The organism is Nocardia sp. CC213A, from assembly GCF_030766805.1.
GTDB lineage: Bacteria > Actinomycetota > Actinomycetes > Mycobacteriales > Mycobacteriaceae > Nocardia > Nocardia otitidiscaviarum.
Window position 1 is genome coordinate 1 of the sequence record NZ_JASFXA010000037.1, and the last position, 16,130, is coordinate 16,130.

General features: G+C 70.0%; 16 protein-coding genes. 3 read left to right on the forward strand and 13 right to left on the reverse strand.

Annotation, left to right across the window (positions count from 1 at the left end):
• Positions 1 to 574 precede the first annotated feature (574 nt).
• The 5 genes from QJS31_RS36690 to QJS31_RS36710 all read right to left on the reverse strand — a co-directional run bounded on the left by QJS31_RS36690 (position 575) and on the right by QJS31_RS36710 (position 3,169).
• Entirely contained in the window at positions 575 to 916 is a 342-nt protein-coding gene (locus QJS31_RS36690) for a hypothetical protein (protein WP_306358956.1), read from the reverse strand.
• Positions 913 to 1,866 (reverse strand): recombinase family protein, encoded by a 954-nt coding sequence (locus QJS31_RS36695; protein ID WP_306358957.1) that lies wholly within the window; start codon positions 1,864 to 1,866, stop codon positions 913 to 915. Before QJS31_RS36695 ends, QJS31_RS36690 begins: the two co-directional genes overlap by 4 nt.
• The gene (locus QJS31_RS36700) at positions 1,863 to 2,249 is read right to left on the reverse strand and encodes a hypothetical protein (RefSeq protein WP_306358958.1); all 387 of its coding nucleotides are present in this window, start codon (positions 2,247 to 2,249) and stop codon (positions 1,863 to 1,865) included. Before QJS31_RS36700 ends, QJS31_RS36695 begins: the two co-directional genes overlap by 4 nt.
• Before the next feature lie 9 nt (positions 2,250 to 2,258).
• A complete protein-coding gene (locus QJS31_RS36705; RefSeq protein WP_306358959.1) occupies positions 2,259 to 2,537 on the reverse strand; it encodes a hypothetical protein in 279 nt (92 codons plus the stop codon).
• Between the two features lie 227 nt (positions 2,538 to 2,764).
• On the reverse strand, positions 2,765 to 3,169 hold the full coding sequence (locus QJS31_RS36710) for a hypothetical protein (protein WP_306358960.1): 405 nt from the start codon (positions 3,167 to 3,169) through the stop codon (positions 2,765 to 2,767).
• 335 nt (positions 3,170 to 3,504) lie between these two features.
• Between QJS31_RS36710 and QJS31_RS36715 the strand changes: the two genes are divergently transcribed.
• From QJS31_RS36715 to QJS31_RS36725, 3 genes are all read left to right on the forward strand, one after another.
• Positions 3,505 to 4,677, forward strand: a complete 1,173-nt coding sequence (locus QJS31_RS36715; RefSeq protein WP_306358961.1) for a hypothetical protein — start codon at positions 3,505 to 3,507, stop codon at positions 4,675 to 4,677.
• A gap of 147 nt (positions 4,678 to 4,824) precedes the next feature.
• On the forward strand, positions 4,825 to 5,526 hold the full coding sequence (locus QJS31_RS36720) for a hypothetical protein (RefSeq protein ID WP_306358962.1): 702 nt from the start codon (positions 4,825 to 4,827) through the stop codon (positions 5,524 to 5,526).
• 349 nt (positions 5,527 to 5,875) lie between these two features.
• Positions 5,876 to 6,169 carry a hypothetical protein gene (locus QJS31_RS36725; protein ID WP_306358963.1) on the forward strand — a complete coding sequence of 98 codons (294 nt, stop codon included), beginning with the start codon at positions 5,876 to 5,878 and terminating at the stop codon, positions 6,167 to 6,169.
• Between the two features lie 180 nt (positions 6,170 to 6,349).
• On the opposite strand, the gene QJS31_RS36730 is transcribed toward QJS31_RS36725, so the two are convergent.
• From QJS31_RS36730 to QJS31_RS36765, 8 genes are read right to left on the reverse strand one after another with little or no spacing between them, the layout of a single operon-like run.
• On the reverse strand, positions 6,350 to 6,646 hold the full coding sequence (locus QJS31_RS36730; RefSeq protein WP_306358964.1) for a hypothetical protein: 297 nt from the start codon (positions 6,644 to 6,646) through the stop codon (positions 6,350 to 6,352).
• Entirely contained in the window at positions 6,643 to 9,030 is a 2,388-nt protein-coding gene (locus QJS31_RS36735) for an RRQRL motif-containing zinc-binding protein (protein WP_306358965.1), read from the reverse strand. Before QJS31_RS36735 ends, QJS31_RS36730 begins: the two co-directional genes overlap by 4 nt.
• Positions 9,027 to 11,744, reverse strand: coding sequence for a toprim domain-containing protein (locus QJS31_RS36740; RefSeq protein ID WP_306358966.1), 2,718 nt, complete (start codon positions 11,742 to 11,744; stop codon positions 9,027 to 9,029). Before QJS31_RS36740 ends, QJS31_RS36735 begins: the two co-directional genes overlap by 4 nt.
• Positions 11,741 to 12,544 (reverse strand): DUF4913 domain-containing protein, encoded by an 804-nt coding sequence (locus tag QJS31_RS36745; protein WP_306358967.1) that lies wholly within the window; start codon positions 12,542 to 12,544, stop codon positions 11,741 to 11,743. Before QJS31_RS36745 ends, QJS31_RS36740 begins: the two co-directional genes overlap by 4 nt.
• Positions 12,541 to 14,415: a type IV secretory system conjugative DNA transfer family protein gene (locus QJS31_RS36750; RefSeq protein ID WP_306358968.1), complete on the reverse strand. Its 1,875-nt coding sequence runs from the start codon at positions 14,413 to 14,415 to the stop codon at positions 12,541 to 12,543. The genes QJS31_RS36745 and QJS31_RS36750 overlap by 4 nt, the downstream gene beginning before the upstream one ends.
• Positions 14,400 to 15,344 (reverse strand): DUF5131 family protein, encoded by a 945-nt coding sequence (locus QJS31_RS36755; protein WP_306358969.1) that lies wholly within the window; start codon positions 15,342 to 15,344, stop codon positions 14,400 to 14,402. Before QJS31_RS36755 ends, QJS31_RS36750 begins: the two co-directional genes overlap by 16 nt.
• A complete protein-coding gene (locus QJS31_RS36760; RefSeq protein ID WP_306358970.1) occupies positions 15,344 to 15,829 on the reverse strand; it encodes a WhiB family transcriptional regulator in 486 nt (161 codons plus the stop codon). Before QJS31_RS36760 ends, QJS31_RS36755 begins: the two co-directional genes overlap by 1 nt.
• Positions 15,830 to 15,876: 47 nt before the next feature.
• Positions 15,877 to 16,128: a hypothetical protein gene (locus tag QJS31_RS36765; protein WP_306358971.1), complete on the reverse strand. Its 252-nt coding sequence runs from the start codon at positions 16,126 to 16,128 to the stop codon at positions 15,877 to 15,879.
• Positions 16,129 to 16,130 lie beyond the last annotated feature (2 nt).

Here is a 16,130-nt window from a genome sequence, read left to right on the forward strand (position 1 = left end):
CTCATCTGTGCCTGGTACCTCCTCGGATGGGTGGGAACTAGGTGGTCCTGCGGCCCCTGCCCCTCTGGGTGCCAACCTTGTGGCAGGGGCCGCACTACATCTCAGGCCGTCGACTTCGTCCCGACTTGAGACGGGTTGTCCGACAGACAACCTGGGGGAATCCTAGGTCTCGGCACAGACACTTACGAGCACACTTGCTGGAGGACTGGCGGTTACACCTGCTCGTCTGTGTTATCGGCAAATCGGCAGGTAGAAGGCGTAACCGTGTCGTACAAAACGAACGAAATTACTGTCTGCGCTCCGTGCTATGCACAGGAGTTATCCCGCTTCGTGTACCAGCGCCTCCTCGATGCCCTTTCGGTCGCAGGCGATTCGAGAGAACTGGGTCGTGACCTCGCGGAAAATGTCCCTCGATGTCTCGACGGCACAGGTGCCTAAGGCAGCCGCCCACGATAACTTCAGCGGTCCAGAGGAGTGATCCCCGGCCCACCACACAGCGAACCGCCGACCTTGTAATGAAAAGGTCGGCGGTTGGGGTGTCCGTCGAGTCTCAGCTCGCTGCGTTCATCGAGAGTCAGTAGTCGAAGTCGGGATCGACGAGCAGCCGGACCGCGAACAGCACACCGGCGCGGAAGTCGTCGGTGACCCCGTCGCCGTCCTCGTCGTCGAACCGTTGCAGCGCGGCCTGGAGCTCGGGCACCGCGCGCAGGGCGGGGTTGTCGGTGAGTTCGGCGAGCACGCTGTCGTCGGGGTGCTGCCCGGTCCGGCCGCTGCGGTCCTTCCCGAGTCGTCCGAGGAACCGTTCCTCGATCTCGCGAGCGATATCGGTACGGATCTCTTCGCCTGCGTGGCGGCGGATCTCCTGGCCGATCTCGGCCAGTTCGTCAGCCAACTCCATGGCGGTCTTCCTCGTCACTGGGGTGTCCTCGGGGGTGAGAGCGGGATGTAGGAGCGGAGCCTGCCCTTGACGGGTGCCTCCCAGTCGCCGAGGTTCGGACCGTGCGGGCCGAAGAGCGCGGCGATTTCGACCTTGGACAGCGGCGGTCCGACCGGGATGTCCCAGTAGCCGCGGTCGTCGCGCTCCCACTGCCCGTCCGGGTCGACGGCGCGCACGCGTGTCACGGTGCCGTCGACGAGGTAGACGATCGCTTTGAGGTATTTGCGACGGGCATCGGCGATCGGGAACCATTTGCGGTCGGCGTCGAGCTGCACTTTCTCCGAGGCTCCGGTTTCGCCGTAGCGGCGGTTGCTGTGCGGGTCGAGTTTGGTCTTGGAATTGCGGTAGACCATCAGCGCGCAGTCGGTGTACGGGGCGGCGAGCATGCGGTACATGGTGGAGCGGCCGACGCCGAACATGGCCGCGATCTGGTCGACGGTGTGGGTGTCCTCGTCGTACATGCGCTGCGCGGCGTCGAGCTGGTCCTGGGTCAGTGCCGGCGGTCGCCCGCCGACCCGTCCGCGGGCCTTGGCGGCGGCCAGGCCGTCGAGGGTGCCCTCCACGATCAGTTCTCGGTCGTATTCGGCCAGGGCGGCCAGGAAGTGGAAGATCAGCCGCCCGCCCGGGGTGGAGGTGTCGATGCCCTGCTCCAGCACGATGAAATCGACACCGTTCTCACCGAATCCGCGCACCAGCTCCAGCAGGTGCGCGTGGCTGCGCCCGATGCGCCGCAGTCGGGTCACCACCACCTCATCGCCGCGCTGGAGCAGTCCCAGCAGCTCGTCGAGTTTCGGGCGGGAGGCGAGCTTGCCGGAGATCTTCTCGATGAACATGTGCTCGTCGGCGACGCCGGCCGCGCGCAGTGCGTCGATCTGGTGGTCGGTGGACTGGTCACGGGTCGAGACCCGCGCATACCCGTAACGGGTCACAGCAGTAGTACCTCCTGTACGGCGAGGGGTGGCAGGTATCGCCATTGAATACGGGTCACGGTGCTGTCGGGGGTGCAGCCTCGGTGGCTGTCGCAGAAGAACCGCACGAACTGCTGCGGTGTCATCTCCGGGAAGCCTTCGGCCACCACCTCATCGACGGTGATGGTGTCCAGTCGCTCCCGGCGCACCGCCACCACTTCTACGTCGACGATGCGCACCAGCGGCTCCACCCGGCCGTCGGCGCGGCGGCGGCCCATCACCTTGCGGCACAGGGTGAGTCGCTCACCCGCGCGCAGATTCCGCCAGCCCATGCGGCGGGTCACGGTCTTGCTGCGGTCGCGGACCTGGGCCTCGGTCAGCGAGACCGCCATCAATCGCGCCACGATGTCCTCTCAGTACTCGGAAGCTGCTGCGCGGGCGCGGCTGGCCAGCCATGCGGCGGGGTTGTCGGCGCGTTCGGCGAGGAAGTCCAGGGCGCTGTCGTCGATGTCGTCGGTCAGGGTCGCCCACGCGCGTTCGATGTCGGCGGCGTCGCCGATCTCGGACAGGCGGTAGCACAGGGCGCCGAACGCCTCATCGCGCAGGACCGCGCGGGCGACGTCGGCGTTGTCGCCGGTCCAGGTCTGTTCGACGAGTCCGGTGACGAGCTGGTGGAGCTGCGCACGGCGCATGATGAGTCCCCTAAATGCTGATATACCGTTTTTGGAACGTTGATTTACGGATTGACTTTAGAGACTCATTCTATCCGAGATCCGGCCCGCCGCGTGATGGTTCCCGAAAACGATCGTTTTAGAGACAAATGCGCGCGAATTCCGACTGCACTCTCTGGCTCCGGGGTGATCCCCCCCGTTGCAGCGCTCGGACGTCTTTGTCGGCGGCCCGGTCTACGGTGTGGGCGTCAGGCCGGGTCCGGGCTTGAGCATCGGTAGAGCCCTTTCGCCTTGCGCGTCAGCCGTCCACGATCGACCCAGTACCCCAAGGCGTTGCTGGCTTTGGCCGGTGAGACGACGACCCCCTGGGCCGCCAGGCGGCTCACCACGTCGGACACCTTGAAAATCTCACCGGGGGTGAGGACATGCCACAGCGCGCGCCGCAGCGGAAGTGCGGACATCACGGCCGCGGTCGCAGAGTCTGCTACGAGAGGGTCTTGCGAGGTTCTGGACTCGGCTACGAGTTCCTGGCATATCTGCACCAGCCGCAGCGGCACCTGGACCCCGATATCTATCTGGCGGGCTCGGCGCATCGAGTCGAGCAATGCGGCGAGCTCATCGGCCAAAGCATCGCAATGGGTTCGATCCGGCACCAGCGCCCCTTTCCCAGCTCAGATGATGCCAGAGCTGTTGGCGGTTCTGGGGCGTGGTCAGGCCCTTGCTTCCTGTAGGGGTTTGGGTAGAACTCGCCGAATTCTGGGCGGATATGGCCCACACGTTTTGTGTCGGTGGGCTGGCTTATCGTTGTCGTAGTGGCAGTCTCGCGCCTGCCCGCTTCCGACCGCCGCAGCGCCCACGCCGCCCGGGCGGGACGAGGACAAGGGGCTCGGCCTCGCGTGAGATTCTGATCGACTTCGCTTCTGACTTTTGCTGATTCGCGAGTACCGGCGAGGTCGCGTGGGGACTTCGCCGCGGAAAGGGATTGGTCATGACCAGCGACAAGGCACGCAAGGCCAAGGTTCGGGCGCGGATGGCGCGCACCGGTGAGCCCTACAGCGAGGCCGCCCGCCAGCTCGACCAGACCAGCGACCGGGACGCGCTGCGCCAGCTGACCGCTGCGGTGCTTCCCGCACCGGTCGCGGTGATGCAGGCTCGCCATATCGCCGCCGCACGCATGCATCTGGCGACCGCGCGTGGACTCGCCGCCGAGCACGGGGCACCCGGCACCGTCCAACGGTCCGGCCGAGGCGGCGCGGGCCCGCTCGATACCGCCTACGACCAGCTCCGCGAATCGCTGTGGGATCTCCAGGGATACGCCGAACGCACCGCGCTCGCGTCCGGGGCGATCGACGCCCTGCCGGAGGTGATGAAGCCCAACGACCCGGCCGACAAGGCGCTGTACCCGGGCCTGCATGCGTGGTGCGCGAACCCTGGCCGCACGATGCCGCAGCCGGGCGAAGACCCGGACGCCGACCAGGACGACGGCGAGCGGGTGCGGCACCTGCTGCCCGGACCGGCGGTGCCGACAACCCGGCTCGTTCCACCAGGAGTCAGCGGCCTGGACACGGCCAAGGCCACCGATGTCGTGCCCGGCACGCCCGCGGAGCCGATCTGGGAAGCCCAGCGCGTCCTGAGCCGGTACGGCTGTGGCTGGATGTTCCGCGCCGGTGACTCACCCGCAGATCTGGCCGCTGCCCTCGATGGCTGCGACCGGCTCTTCGACGACCTGGTCGGCGCGATCGGTACCGTGCTGGGCGAGATCGCGCGCCGCGACGACGACGGCACCCTGACCGGTGTCGACCGCGATGCTCTCGACCGTGCCCGTGCGGTGACCGACTTCAAGAAGACCAGCAGGTTCCGCGCGGCCTTGCGGTCGGCACGCGAGGCGATCACCGGAGCCCGCGCCGCCCTGCCGAAACCACGCGGCGGCCGGGTACCCGAGGCGCTGGCGCGGAAGATGCACGGCCGCACCAGCGCCCAGATCCGGCACGCGCTCGGGGAGGAAGTGTTCATCAACCGGCAGATCGGCAAAACGCGCGAACCGAACTACACCCGCGCCGACGCCCTGGCCCGCATCCTGGCATGGATGCACGCCACCGGTGCCACCGTCTATGACCAGGCCGCGCACGCCACGGCTGACCCCGCTCGCGCCGAAGGCTGACCCGTTCTCCATCCAGTAGCGCCGAACCGCAAGATCAGTGGTTCGGCGCTACTGCTGCATATCCGCCCGAAATTCGGCGGCTTCTACCGAAACCAGTTCGTCAGCCAAAGGCTGACGAACAATCATTGTCAGCTGTAGACTGACATCATGAGTTCTGGTGAGCGCCCCGAGGATGACCGTTACGCCTACAGCACGAGCGCCCTGGCCCGCTTGGTGCTGTCGGAGCAGATGCGCGAGGTGGCCGATCACGCCGCCTCGCTCGTGCCCACAATCGGCGACCGCGGCTTGCACGGCGGTGAGATGGTGGCAGCAGCCCGCGGGCTGCTCAATATGGCGCAGGAGGCGATGGTCCGGGCCGTGCTCTACGAGCGGTCTCGGCACACGTCATGGGAGACGATCGGCGAGGTTCTCGAGATCACCCGCCAGTCCGCGCACGCGAAGTTCCGCGAGGACGAGCAGGAATGGAAAGAGGCGCTGCAGGAACCGTTCTACGAATCGGCCGGGCCGATCCGGAACCTGCGGCTACCGGAAGCGGCTTTCCAGCCCACCGTCGCCGGGCAGCGTCTCGACAAGTGGGCGGTCAAGCACTGCGACGAAGAGGACCATTCGGTCACCGGCGGACTGCCGACGCTGAGCACGATCGAGGAGATGAACCAGGTACTCGCCGCGCTCACGCATCTCTACAGCGACATGTTCTCTCCTATCGACCAGGAAAAGCACGCCCGCCTGCTCGAGCGTAAGGCCGGCCTGCTCGATCGGATCGCGACCGAGGAAGGCCGACCCGAAGCGGCCCAGCAGGCAGCCGAAGCACGAGCGCGAGCCGCTGAACTGCGCGCTCAGCCCCACTGAGAAATTCCCGTCAGCGCTGTCACAAGAGCCGTACACGTCCCCACCTGAGAAATGTCCGGTTTCGCGACGAAAATGAGGGGGCGCTCCCGAGCAGACCACCTCCGGGACGGGCGGAAATCGAGAAGTCCGTTCCGGGGCGTCATCGGTAGCGCACTCGGTGGCGTGTTCGGTAGCGCGATCAAGACGCGCTACCCCCGCGCCCGCAGACGGCCTGCTCAGGCCCTTATTTCTCGGCTCGGAGCCGCCCAGGTTCCTACCCATTCCGGTAGGAACAGACATACATGCGGCAGCGTGCGGGTCCACGCTCATCTGCTGGGCGGTGTCGGTGAGTGCCCTTATGGTTGGGCACATGACCGACATCGCCCCAGTGGCCGCCAGCGCGCGGGCGGTGTTCGGCGACCCGGGGGTGCACGCGGTCGTCCGGTCCGGGCGCACCGTGCACGCGGTCCAGCTCGGCCAATGGATCGGCGACGAGGAAGTCCCGGAGCTCCTGTGCCGCACCGGGGTGGCCGGATGGTCCCCGACCGCGCTGGAGCCGACCCGCGCGGAGGTCACCTGCGCCCGCTGCCTGCGCCGACTCGGTGGATCCGCGTACTCATCGCGGCAGCTACCACTGTTCGGCGAGGATCAGTCCGACAGCTGACCGGCGATGGTTGGCACAAATGGTCAGTTGACCGGTCAACCCGGTCGGGTCGCACGGAATGGGACAAACGCTCGGGACACATGGACCTCGGGACACCGCCCCGAAAACGGCCCCGGACAGGGGACAGCCCCGGCGTATACGGCCTGCCGGGGCTGTCGGGGTGATGCGTATCGGAGTTATTCAGTCGTCAATGCGAGCGGTGGCGTCGGTGAAGTACCGGATCGCGCCGGAGGCGGTGACCTTCTGCCGCCAGTTGGTGGTGCGGGTGTAGCCGTTGGCGGTGAGCACCTCCCCGAGCGCGTCCAGACTCGCTGGAACCTCCGGGGTGGTGGCCACCGATTCCCACCAGCCCTCGATGCCGCGGCCGGCCAGGCTGCCGGTGGCGGCGTCGTAGAAGACCTCACAGCAGTAGATATCGGCCACGGCCACACCAGCTTCCAGGCGGGCGATCACGTACAGGTCCACGGTCTCGGTCACCGCCCCACCTCCGGGGAGTGCAGCTGCCGCCGACCCGCCGCCCGCGTCGTGACCACCGCCTGCGTCTGGGTCTGGGCCGCCGCGGCACGGTCCGGGCGCTGGGTGCACCCCCGCCCCGGGACGCGGCCGACGTCGGCGGCCTGGCGCTGGGCGATCACGTCGTCGCGGGCGGCGACGAGCTCGGTGATTTTGGTCTGCCACTGCTGCCCACGCTGCGCGGCGGCCTTACCGAGCGTCCCGGCCTCGCGGGCGCGGTCGTCGACGAGACGACGGATCTCGGTACGTTCGGTCTCGTCGATGCCCGCCTTGCCCAGGGCCTGGTCGAGGTAGGCGCGGCGTTCGGCGTAGCGCTCGCGCTCGCGGGCGACACCGTCGGCGCGTGCGCCGCAGGCCACGCTGTAGAGCGAGTCTCCGACCGAGTCCACCGCGAACCGCACGCCGCGGTCCCCGCGATGGCTCATGTCCACCCCGTGGGCGGTGATGCGCTCGGTGAGCGTGTCTTTGGTTGCTCTCGACAGCTCGTTGGCGGGCCTGCTGATGCGGTGGACGTCGGCGTCGGCCTTGGACCGTTCATCAGCGAACAGCAGCTCCGGCAGATGCTGATGGCTTTCGATGCGGCCGGTGTCGATATCGGAGAGCACGGCGGTCAGGTGCGCGCGTTCCATCGCGGCCAGCCCTTTGCCGTCCAGGATCTGGGTGCGCAGCTGCTCGCGCAGGGCAGCGACGCGGGGAATCTGGTCGTGGACGGTGTCCGCGAGGCCGTTGATGTCGGTGCCGAGCCGCTCGGGCTCCTCGACCTGGCCGGCGGCGAGGTAGTCGGCGGTGGCGCACAGATCGTTGACCTCGGCGGCGTAGGTGGTGATCGCTTCCGCGAGGTCGTAGCGGTCGACGTAGCCGGGGAACACCTCCGCCAGGTCGACCTCGCCCCCGCGGGCGATCTCGCGGCCGATCCGGCGGATGTGTTCCTGGTCGGCGGCGGTCATGACCGCGATCTCCGCACTCACGAACGCTGCGGCGTTGGGGTTGTGGGCGAAGGCTTCCAGCAGCCGCGGTACCCGCCCCCGCGCTTCTTCGCCGGGGTCGACGACGGCGGGGCTGGTGAGCAGATCCACGCTCGTGGTGTCCCCGCGCAGGTAGTCGACGACGAAGCCGATCCGGGCCCGGTCCTCGGTGGAGAGCTGCTTGACCGCCGCCAGGTCCACACCGAGCTGCTCGCGGCGGGTGACCAGCAGCTGCGCACCCGGGTCGGCCAGCTCGCGGCTGTCACGCCCTCGCGAAACAGCGTCCAGCACCGCGCCTTTGGCCGTCGGCGGCAGCGCTATGGCGGACACGGCGTCGACCACAGCGGCCTCGCGGGCATGCTGCTGCCACCACTCGACACGGTTCTGCGCGTCGACCGCATCGAAGTCCGGGTCGATATCCACGCGGAAGTTCTCGGCGTCGACGCGCACACCCCACTGGGCGGCGTAGCCGCCGCTAATCTGGCGCAGATGCTTGGCCGCGATCTCGGAGTTGGTGTGCCACACCAGCGCATCGGCGAGCGCTTCGACCGTCGCGGCCGGGTTGTCCTGGCGCCGGGCCTCCAGGCGGGCCTCGGCGCGGGCCTGGGCCGCCTCGGTCGTGGCCAGCATGTCCGCGACCGCCTCCGGTCCAGCCGCTTCCGCCGCGGCCACCGCGTCGGCGATCTGGGCGTCCTGCGCCCTGGCCTGGTTGGTCGCGACGGTGGCGTACAGGTACGCCATACGCTGCCCGTGCCCGGTCGCGGGCACCGTGGCGGGCGTCGGCTGCGTGCCGTCGGCGGCGTCGATCGCGGCGTAGAAGGTGTCCCAGTGCGGATCGTTGGCCAGCTCGCTGCGGTAGGTGCGCAGGTGCGCGTCGAGCCGCTCCTGGGCGCGCACCACCTGCTCGGCGGTCTGATCGTCGGGGGTGTCGGCCGCCTGGTGGTGGGCGTCGGTGAGGGCCGCTTGCAGCTGATCGGCGCGCTGGTGCACCTCGAACAGATCCGTGATCGGGGTGTCGATGGTGTTGTCGGACATGGTGATTCCTTCCTTCTTTTCTGGGTGCTCCCAGGCGGGAGCGGGGTCGGTGGGGGTGGCCATGGCGGTGCGGGAGAAGCCGCGGCGTTCGGCGGCGCGGGCCTGGTGCTCGCGGATGGCCTTGGCGATCGCGGCCAGCTGAGCGGGGGTGGCCGCCCGTTTCGGGACAGCTTTGGTGGCGTCGTAGAGGTAGGCGACCAGCTCACGGCCGTAGCGGCGGCCGACCATCCGCGCCACCGGTTCCTGCCCGCCGGGGCGAAGACCCGCCGCGCGCAGCTGGCGACGGGTCTTCAAATGGGCGGGCGCGAGCCGCCACGCATAGGTGTCGACGGAGTCCGGCACGCTCATCGGCCCTGGCCCTTGCCGCGGTGGTTGATGCGGCGCATGCCCGCGCCGGGTTCGGTACTGCGCGTGGGCCGCGCCTTACCCGGGGTGGGGCGGACTGCGGCGGCGGCGGGGTTGGCGTGCCCGGCGGCAGCGGCCATGTGCTGGGCGATCTGGTCGGGATCCAAGCCCGCGGCGGCGAGCGCGGCTTCCCGGTCGGCGCGGTAGGCGGGACTGTCGTAGGCCGGCTTCTCCGGCGCCCGCGCGGCGGCGACCTCCTCGCGCCGCTCGACCCACCGGTCGGCGATGCGGTGGGCCTGCTTGCCGACGCTGGCGGCGTCCCCGGCGGCCAGGTCCAGGTGCGCGGCGACCCGGTTGCGCATCGGCTCCCCGACTCCGGCCCCGCCCAGTGCGGTGAGGAATCGGTCGCGCACCCCGGTCTGCTCGTAGTCGCTCAGGCTGGCCCGCCCCGACGCCAGCGCGGCCTGACCGTCCATCACCTTCGTCAGGTCCTCCCGCGTGCGCCGCGTGGTGCCGCGCGGGACGGCGTTGGTGTCGAGCAGCTGCTCGATCTGACGGCGGTGCGCGTGGGTGGTGTCGTGGGCGATGCGGGTGGCCCGGTCGGCGTCCAGGGCGGCGGCGGAACGGTCGTCGACGAACAGCATCTCCGGGGTGCGGTGGCTCCCGGCTTCGACATCCCGCAGCACCGCGACGAGCTGGTCACGCTCCAAGGGGTGCAGGTTCGGGGCGTCCTTGACGGCCTTGACGATCGCGGCCTTGTGCTGGGCGGCGTAGGTGCGCATCTTGGTCGCGGTGACATCGTCGAGGCTGTTCGCGCGCACGGCGGCGGCCTCGGCTTGCGGGGCCATGGTCGCGTAGGTGCGCACCGTGGCCGCCAGCTCGTCGCGGTCGACGTGATCGGGCCACAGCCGCGCGAACTCCCCCGCCGGGTTGGAGCGGATGGCGTTGCCGCGGGCCCGGGCCAGCTCCCGATCCTCAGGAGTCAGCACCGCCAGCTCGTCGGCCAGGCGCTCACGCACGCTCGCCGTCGACAACCCGACCCGCAACCGGTCCTGGTACGCCTCCATGAGCCGGTCGACCCGCGGCTTGGCCTCCTCGCCCGGATCCACCAGCGGGCCGCCCATTTTGCGCAGCTCCGTGGTCGGCGACACCGCCACCGGCAGCACCGCCGCCTCACCAGGGGTGACGGTCAGTCCCGGTACTCCGAGGTAGGTGGCGACGAACCGGACCCGGGTGCGCACCGGCTCCCCCACACCCTTGTCGGCCAGCTTCTTGGTCAGCGCCTGCAACGAGGTGGTGGTGGGATTGGTCCGCCATTTCTCGATGTCGGCGTAGAGCTCCTCCTTGACGCTCTGGTCGAGATCCTCACCCGCGACCAGATCAGCGGCCAGCTGCGCTTCAGCCGCCAAGCGCTCCTCCTCGGCCTCGGTCTCACGGCGGGCGGCGGCCTCGCGGTTGGCCTCGATCTGGCGGCGAACCTTCTCGATCATCTGCATCATCAGCAGCCGCATGAAGATGGCCCACTGACCGCTGATGCGGTCGACCTCATCGGAAGACTGGGCAGGGGCCTCGGAGAAGAATCCGGTCTGGCTCACGGTGGGTCCTTTCGGGGATACCGGCGGGGCCGAAGCCGCCGCCGGGGTCGCAGATGACACAGCCGAGACCTCGGTGGTCTCGGCTGCGGGAGTGACAGGAACGGGAGCGGCTGGCTCGGCTGGCGTGTCCGGGCTGGTGAAGGGGTCCAGGTGCGGGATCGGTTCCAGCTCGCCGACCTCGTGCCCGGCGGCGAGGTGGTCGTGCAGGTCCTTGCCGGTCGCGGCCTGCACGACCCGCACGCGGCCCACCAGCCCGGACAGGCTGGCCGCCACCTTCTCCGCGCGGCGATAGCCGGGCGCGTCCTTATCGGCGACGATCACGACCGTGCGCGCCCCGGCCAGCCACGCCGCGTGCTCGGGCTTCCACGCCCCCGCCCCGCCGGCATTGGTGGTCGCCACCAGGTTCGCCGCCTCCGCCGCCAGGACGTCCTTCTCGCCCTCGCAGACATAGACCGTGCGCCCGGACCGCACCGCCTCCAGCACACGCGGCAGCTGGAACGGGATCGGCTCGAAACCGGTATCCGCCCAGCCCGATTCGGGGTTCCAGGCGCGCTGATGGAACCGCTTGCCCCGACCGCCGGTGAACCGGGCCTCGTGCCGGACGATCTCACCGGCGACGGTCCCGTCCTCGCGGGCGTACGGGTAGGTCGCGGTGGTGGTCCACGGCGAGACCTGCTGGCCCAGATCGGGTTTCGGGCGGCTCAGCGGCAGTCCGGCCGCGTCGATCGCACGGTCGGCGGCCGATACGCGGCGGGCCCGCGCCCGCGGCGTCTGCTGATCGCGTGTCGTGCGGTCGGGGCGGCGGTCGAACATGTCGCGCACCGCCAGGCCGAGCTTGTCGAGAACCAGTTCGTTGTCGCATCCGGCGAAGCAGCGCACCACCGTGCGCTGCCCGGCGTCGTCGTATTTGACGCCCAAGCTGGGCCGGTGAGGGCGGCCGTCGGCCTCGTGGGCGGGACAGCAGTAGCGCGTCCACGCCCCCGCCGCCCGGCCCGGGCCCACGGCCTGCTCCAGCGCGGTGGTGATCGTCTCCCACGACCCCCGCGCCTGCGTCTGCTGGTCTCGCGCGCGGGCGCGGGTACGCGCGGGCGCGCGCGAGGACTGGGGGGCTGGCGCGGTCATCCGGGGAACTCCCACGGCCCGTCGACCGGGCGGCGATGCACCGCGCCGGGCGAGGTGGCGGGCACGACGATGCCCGAGCCGCCGGTGAGGTGGGCGTCGTCGTAGTGGCCGTCCTCGAAGATCCCCGCCGGGGCGGGTGTCGTCGGTAGCGCGGGCAGCTTGGCGTTGTGCCCGTCGGCGACCGAGCAGTACTTGAACGGACCCGCGGTGTCGAAGATGCGGTCCATGTGCGGGTCGAAATGCACCAGCCACCACAGCGACTGCTCGACACCCTCGCCCAGGCGCAGCGCCTCGAACGCGGTCCACATCGCCCGGAACCGGGCCACCACCTCGCCGTGCTCCCACCAGCGCGGGCACCACCGCAGCGTCTTCTCCGACCCGCGCACGCTCACCTCACGCCGGTAGAGCGCGGCCACGTAGCCCTCCACGAACTCCGGCAGCGTCGCGTACCGCAGCTGCCGCGGCTCCTCCTCCTCGGTCTCCTCGGCCTGGGCAGCGGTCTCGCCCTCGGGCTCCGGCTCGGATTCGGCGGGTTCGGGGGCGGGGGTGGGGTTGAGGGCGAGTTCGGCCTCGGCGATGGCGGTCTCGCGCATCCCGGCGATGACCTCGGGGGTGAGCATCGCCGCGACCACACCCTCGGCGATCTCCTTGGCCTGGGCAGCGATCTGCGCGGACACCGCCTTGGCCACCGCGCCTTCGAGCAGCTCACCCAGCTCCATCTGCGGAATCACCTGCTCCGCCGCCGCCTTGGGCGCGTTCTCGCCGTCGGCGGCGGGGGTGTTGTTCACGGTGTCGGTCATGCGGTTTTGCCTTCCTCATCAGGGCGGACGACCCGCAGCTGCGGGCGCGCGGGAGCGGTGGGGGTGAGTGCGGCGAGCGCGTCGTGGATCTGATCCGCGTAGGGGCGCTCCATCCAGGGCACGGCGGCGGCGAGGGTGGGGCGGTGACCGGAGGCGAACACCACCGCGCGGCCCTTGGGCAGGGCGGCCAGGTCGCTGGGGGTCAGCGTCGCCTCGGTGACCCGCGAGGTCGACGTCGACCGCGCGCCGTCTTTGCCGTGGCTGCGGCTGGTCGAGGTGACCAGCTCGTAGTGGCCGCCGACCAGCTCGCTGATGTCGCGCAGGAACCCGGTGTCCTTCAGACCCGCGCCGAGGACGAGCACGTTTGTCGCGCTCAGCAGCGCCTGCATGCCCTCAGGCCCCCAGCAGCGCACACCCTGCGCCCAGGACTGCAGGATCGTCATCACGACCATGCCCCGGGATCCGAAGTGGGAGTACTGCTTGGGCAGGTCAGCCCATTTCACGATGTTGGCGGCCTCATCGAGGACCAGCAGCAGCGGCACCGGCAACCGGCCCCCGGGATGCCGCACCCCTTCGGCCTTCCCGGCCGCCGCCACGGCCGCGCACAGCGCCGTGATCAGCGGGCCCGCGCTGCCCTTGCCCTCCTCACTCAGCGCGTAAAGGGTGTCGCGGCTGGTCACGAACTCGGCCACATCGAAGCTGCGCCGCGGTTTCTCGCCGTTGAGGTGCGGGGTGACCCACGGGCGGATCCGGTCGTACTTCAGGCAGGCCGCCATCTTCTTCGCCGTGGAGAACACACCCCCGCGCTGCTTGTCGGGAGCGGTGTACTGATCCGACAGCGCCGCGGACAACAGATCGAAGCCGTGCGCGTCGAGGATCTCGATCGGCTCGAGGTCATCGACCTTGGTCACCCACGCGAACGCCTGCGTGATCGGCCGTTTGCCCAGCGCACACGCCAAAAACAGGCCCGCGAGCAGATCCTCGCCCTCCGGGTCGAAGAAAGCGTCACGCTTGTCGGCCTCCCCGGCGGCGGCGAAATGCCCAGCCAGCTCCGCCGCCCGCTCCTGCGCGCCCGCCCCACCATCGGAGCCGAGGACCCACGCGATCGGATCCCAGTACCAGGAGCAGGGCTCCTCAGCCACGCCCTGGGGGTCGAACACGTGCACCCGGCCCTCGGCGGAGCGTGCGGTCCGGGTCGCGTCGACCACGTCACGCTTGTTGCTGGTGGCGACCACCGCGCCGGGGGCCTCCATCACCGCCGGGATCACCCGGGAAGTGGACTTGCCCGAGCGCGGACCCCAGATATCGAGATGCAGATCCTCATAGGAGGCATACAGCGGCTGCCCACCGGCGACCGCGCGGGCGATCAGCACACCAGGGGCGTCGCTGTCGCGCAGCTGCACCTTCAGCTTGGCGGCCTTGGCGCGCATCGCCGACCAGCTCAACCCGGCCAGTTCCTTACCGCTGGCCATGTAGCGGGCCTGCGAGTCGACCGCCTCCCGCGACACCCGGCCACGTCCCGCCGCCCGCGAGGCGCGGCGGTGGGCGCGCTGATCGCGCAGGTCCCGGCACTTCTCGCACGCCGCCCGCCACGCCCACACCGACCCCGCAACACCAGCGACCGCGCTCACGCCGAGGGTGGCCGCGCCCGCGGTCGCCGCCGACGTCCACGCCAGATCCCCGGTCGCGAACCCCAGCGCGAGACTGATCGGGTTCCACGGCGGGTCCTGCTCCGGCCCGCCGTAGAGATGCTCACCGATCTCCAGAGAGGTCCGCGCCGCCCCGGCCGCGCCCATCGCGACACCGACCGCGATCAGCTCTTTCCACTCCGAAACATCGCCCGAGCCAGGGGCTTTCACACTGCGGTCCACGCCGCACCCCCTACGGTCGCGGGCATCTGGTCCCAGACCTGCCCATCCAGGACGCGACCGTTCTGCTTCGGCGTACGGCCACCCCACTGCTTGAAAAAGAACGGCACACCGGCGGCAGTGCACTGCTCGAGGAGGTTCAGCGCCCAGTGCGGATGCATCGGCCGTGCCGCAGGCCCGGACTCGCCACCGACGATCACCCAGCCCAACGCGGGGACGGGCCGCCACTCCGGCGCGGTGCAGGGGCCGTCACAGGCGCACTCGAACTGCTCGGGATGCTCTGGCCAGCGGCAGCCACAGCCGTGTGGGCAAGGATTCGGGAACAGGAACCGACCGAGGTCGACCTCACCGAGCAGCGGCTCACACGAAACGAACCGGCACGCGGCCGGGGTATCGACCAGGGTCGGGATCCGGATCTCGGCCCACCGCTGATCCTCCGCGCTCACGCCCAGCCACACGTTCGGCAGCGGCCACCACGACGACGCGGCCCGCTCACTGGGCATGCCGTAGTCGCGGACCGCTAGCTCGAACACCTGCTGAGCGAAGTCGGTGCGGCGCATCAGGTTCCGCAGTCGGCCGGGCCGCTTGGTCAGCACCTGGAAGGTGTGCCGAGACGCGGCCAGCATCACCGCGAACACCCGCGCGACGGCATCCTCGGGCACGTCGGCGTGGAACAGGTCCGACATGGAGTTGACGAACACCAGCCGCGGGGACCGCCACCGCAACGGGATCTCCAGCGCCGCCGGATGCACCGTCACCCCGAAACCGGGGCCGGAGGTGCGCGGGTCGCCGTCGCGCTGGTACTTGCCCGACCCCATCGCCTTCAACCGCGCCGCCATCGACAGCGCGTAGCAGTGGTCGCACCCCGGCGAGACCCGGTCGCAGCCGGTCACCGGGTTCCAGGTGGCCTCGGTCCACTCGATCCCGGTCATCAGGCCACCGCCTCGGAGCCGTCGTCGGCGGCGGGGTTGTAGGCGTCGAATGCCTTGCGGGCGGTCTCGTGGCTGATCGCCAGCCGCGCGGTCAGCGCGGTCCACGTCTTGCCCTCGCCGCGCAGCCGGTAGACCTGCCGCTGCAGCTCCGGATCGCCCCACTGCGCGGTGGACCGCTGCAGGATCGGCCGCCCGCCCTTCGCGATGCGGGCGAGCTTGCGGCGGGCGTCGGCCTTGCTCTGCGCCGAGGCGGTCGACTTCGGCATCAGCACCGCCGCGACCACCCCATCGGTGATGCCGGCGGTCCGGCCCCACTGCGCGCACTGCCGCAGTACCGGGCAGCCGCTACACACCCGCTGCGCGGCCTGCACCGCCGCGAGGTCGTCGTGCTCGGGGAAGAACAGGTCCGGATCCAAATCGACGCACGCCCGATCCGGCCAGGTCAGCGACTCGGAACCAGCCTGGGGCGCAACGAATTTCTGCATGACGAACTCCTGGAACGAGAAATCAGAAGAAGGAAAAAGCGAAGAAGTCACCGCGGCTCACCACCAATCGGCGCGGTGACAGTGGCGCGCGGCGCGCAGAACGGATCGCACGGGCCCAGCTCGTAGGTGGTCGGCACCGGCGAGTACTGCGGCGACGGATACGCCGCCACCACGACCAGCAGCACCAACACCGCGACAGCCAGCACGGCGGCGAACAACGCGAACATCGCGCCGACACCGCCGAACCGGCCTCCGCCGATCGGGACCGGCACCCACACGTTGACCACGCGCTCACGCACCC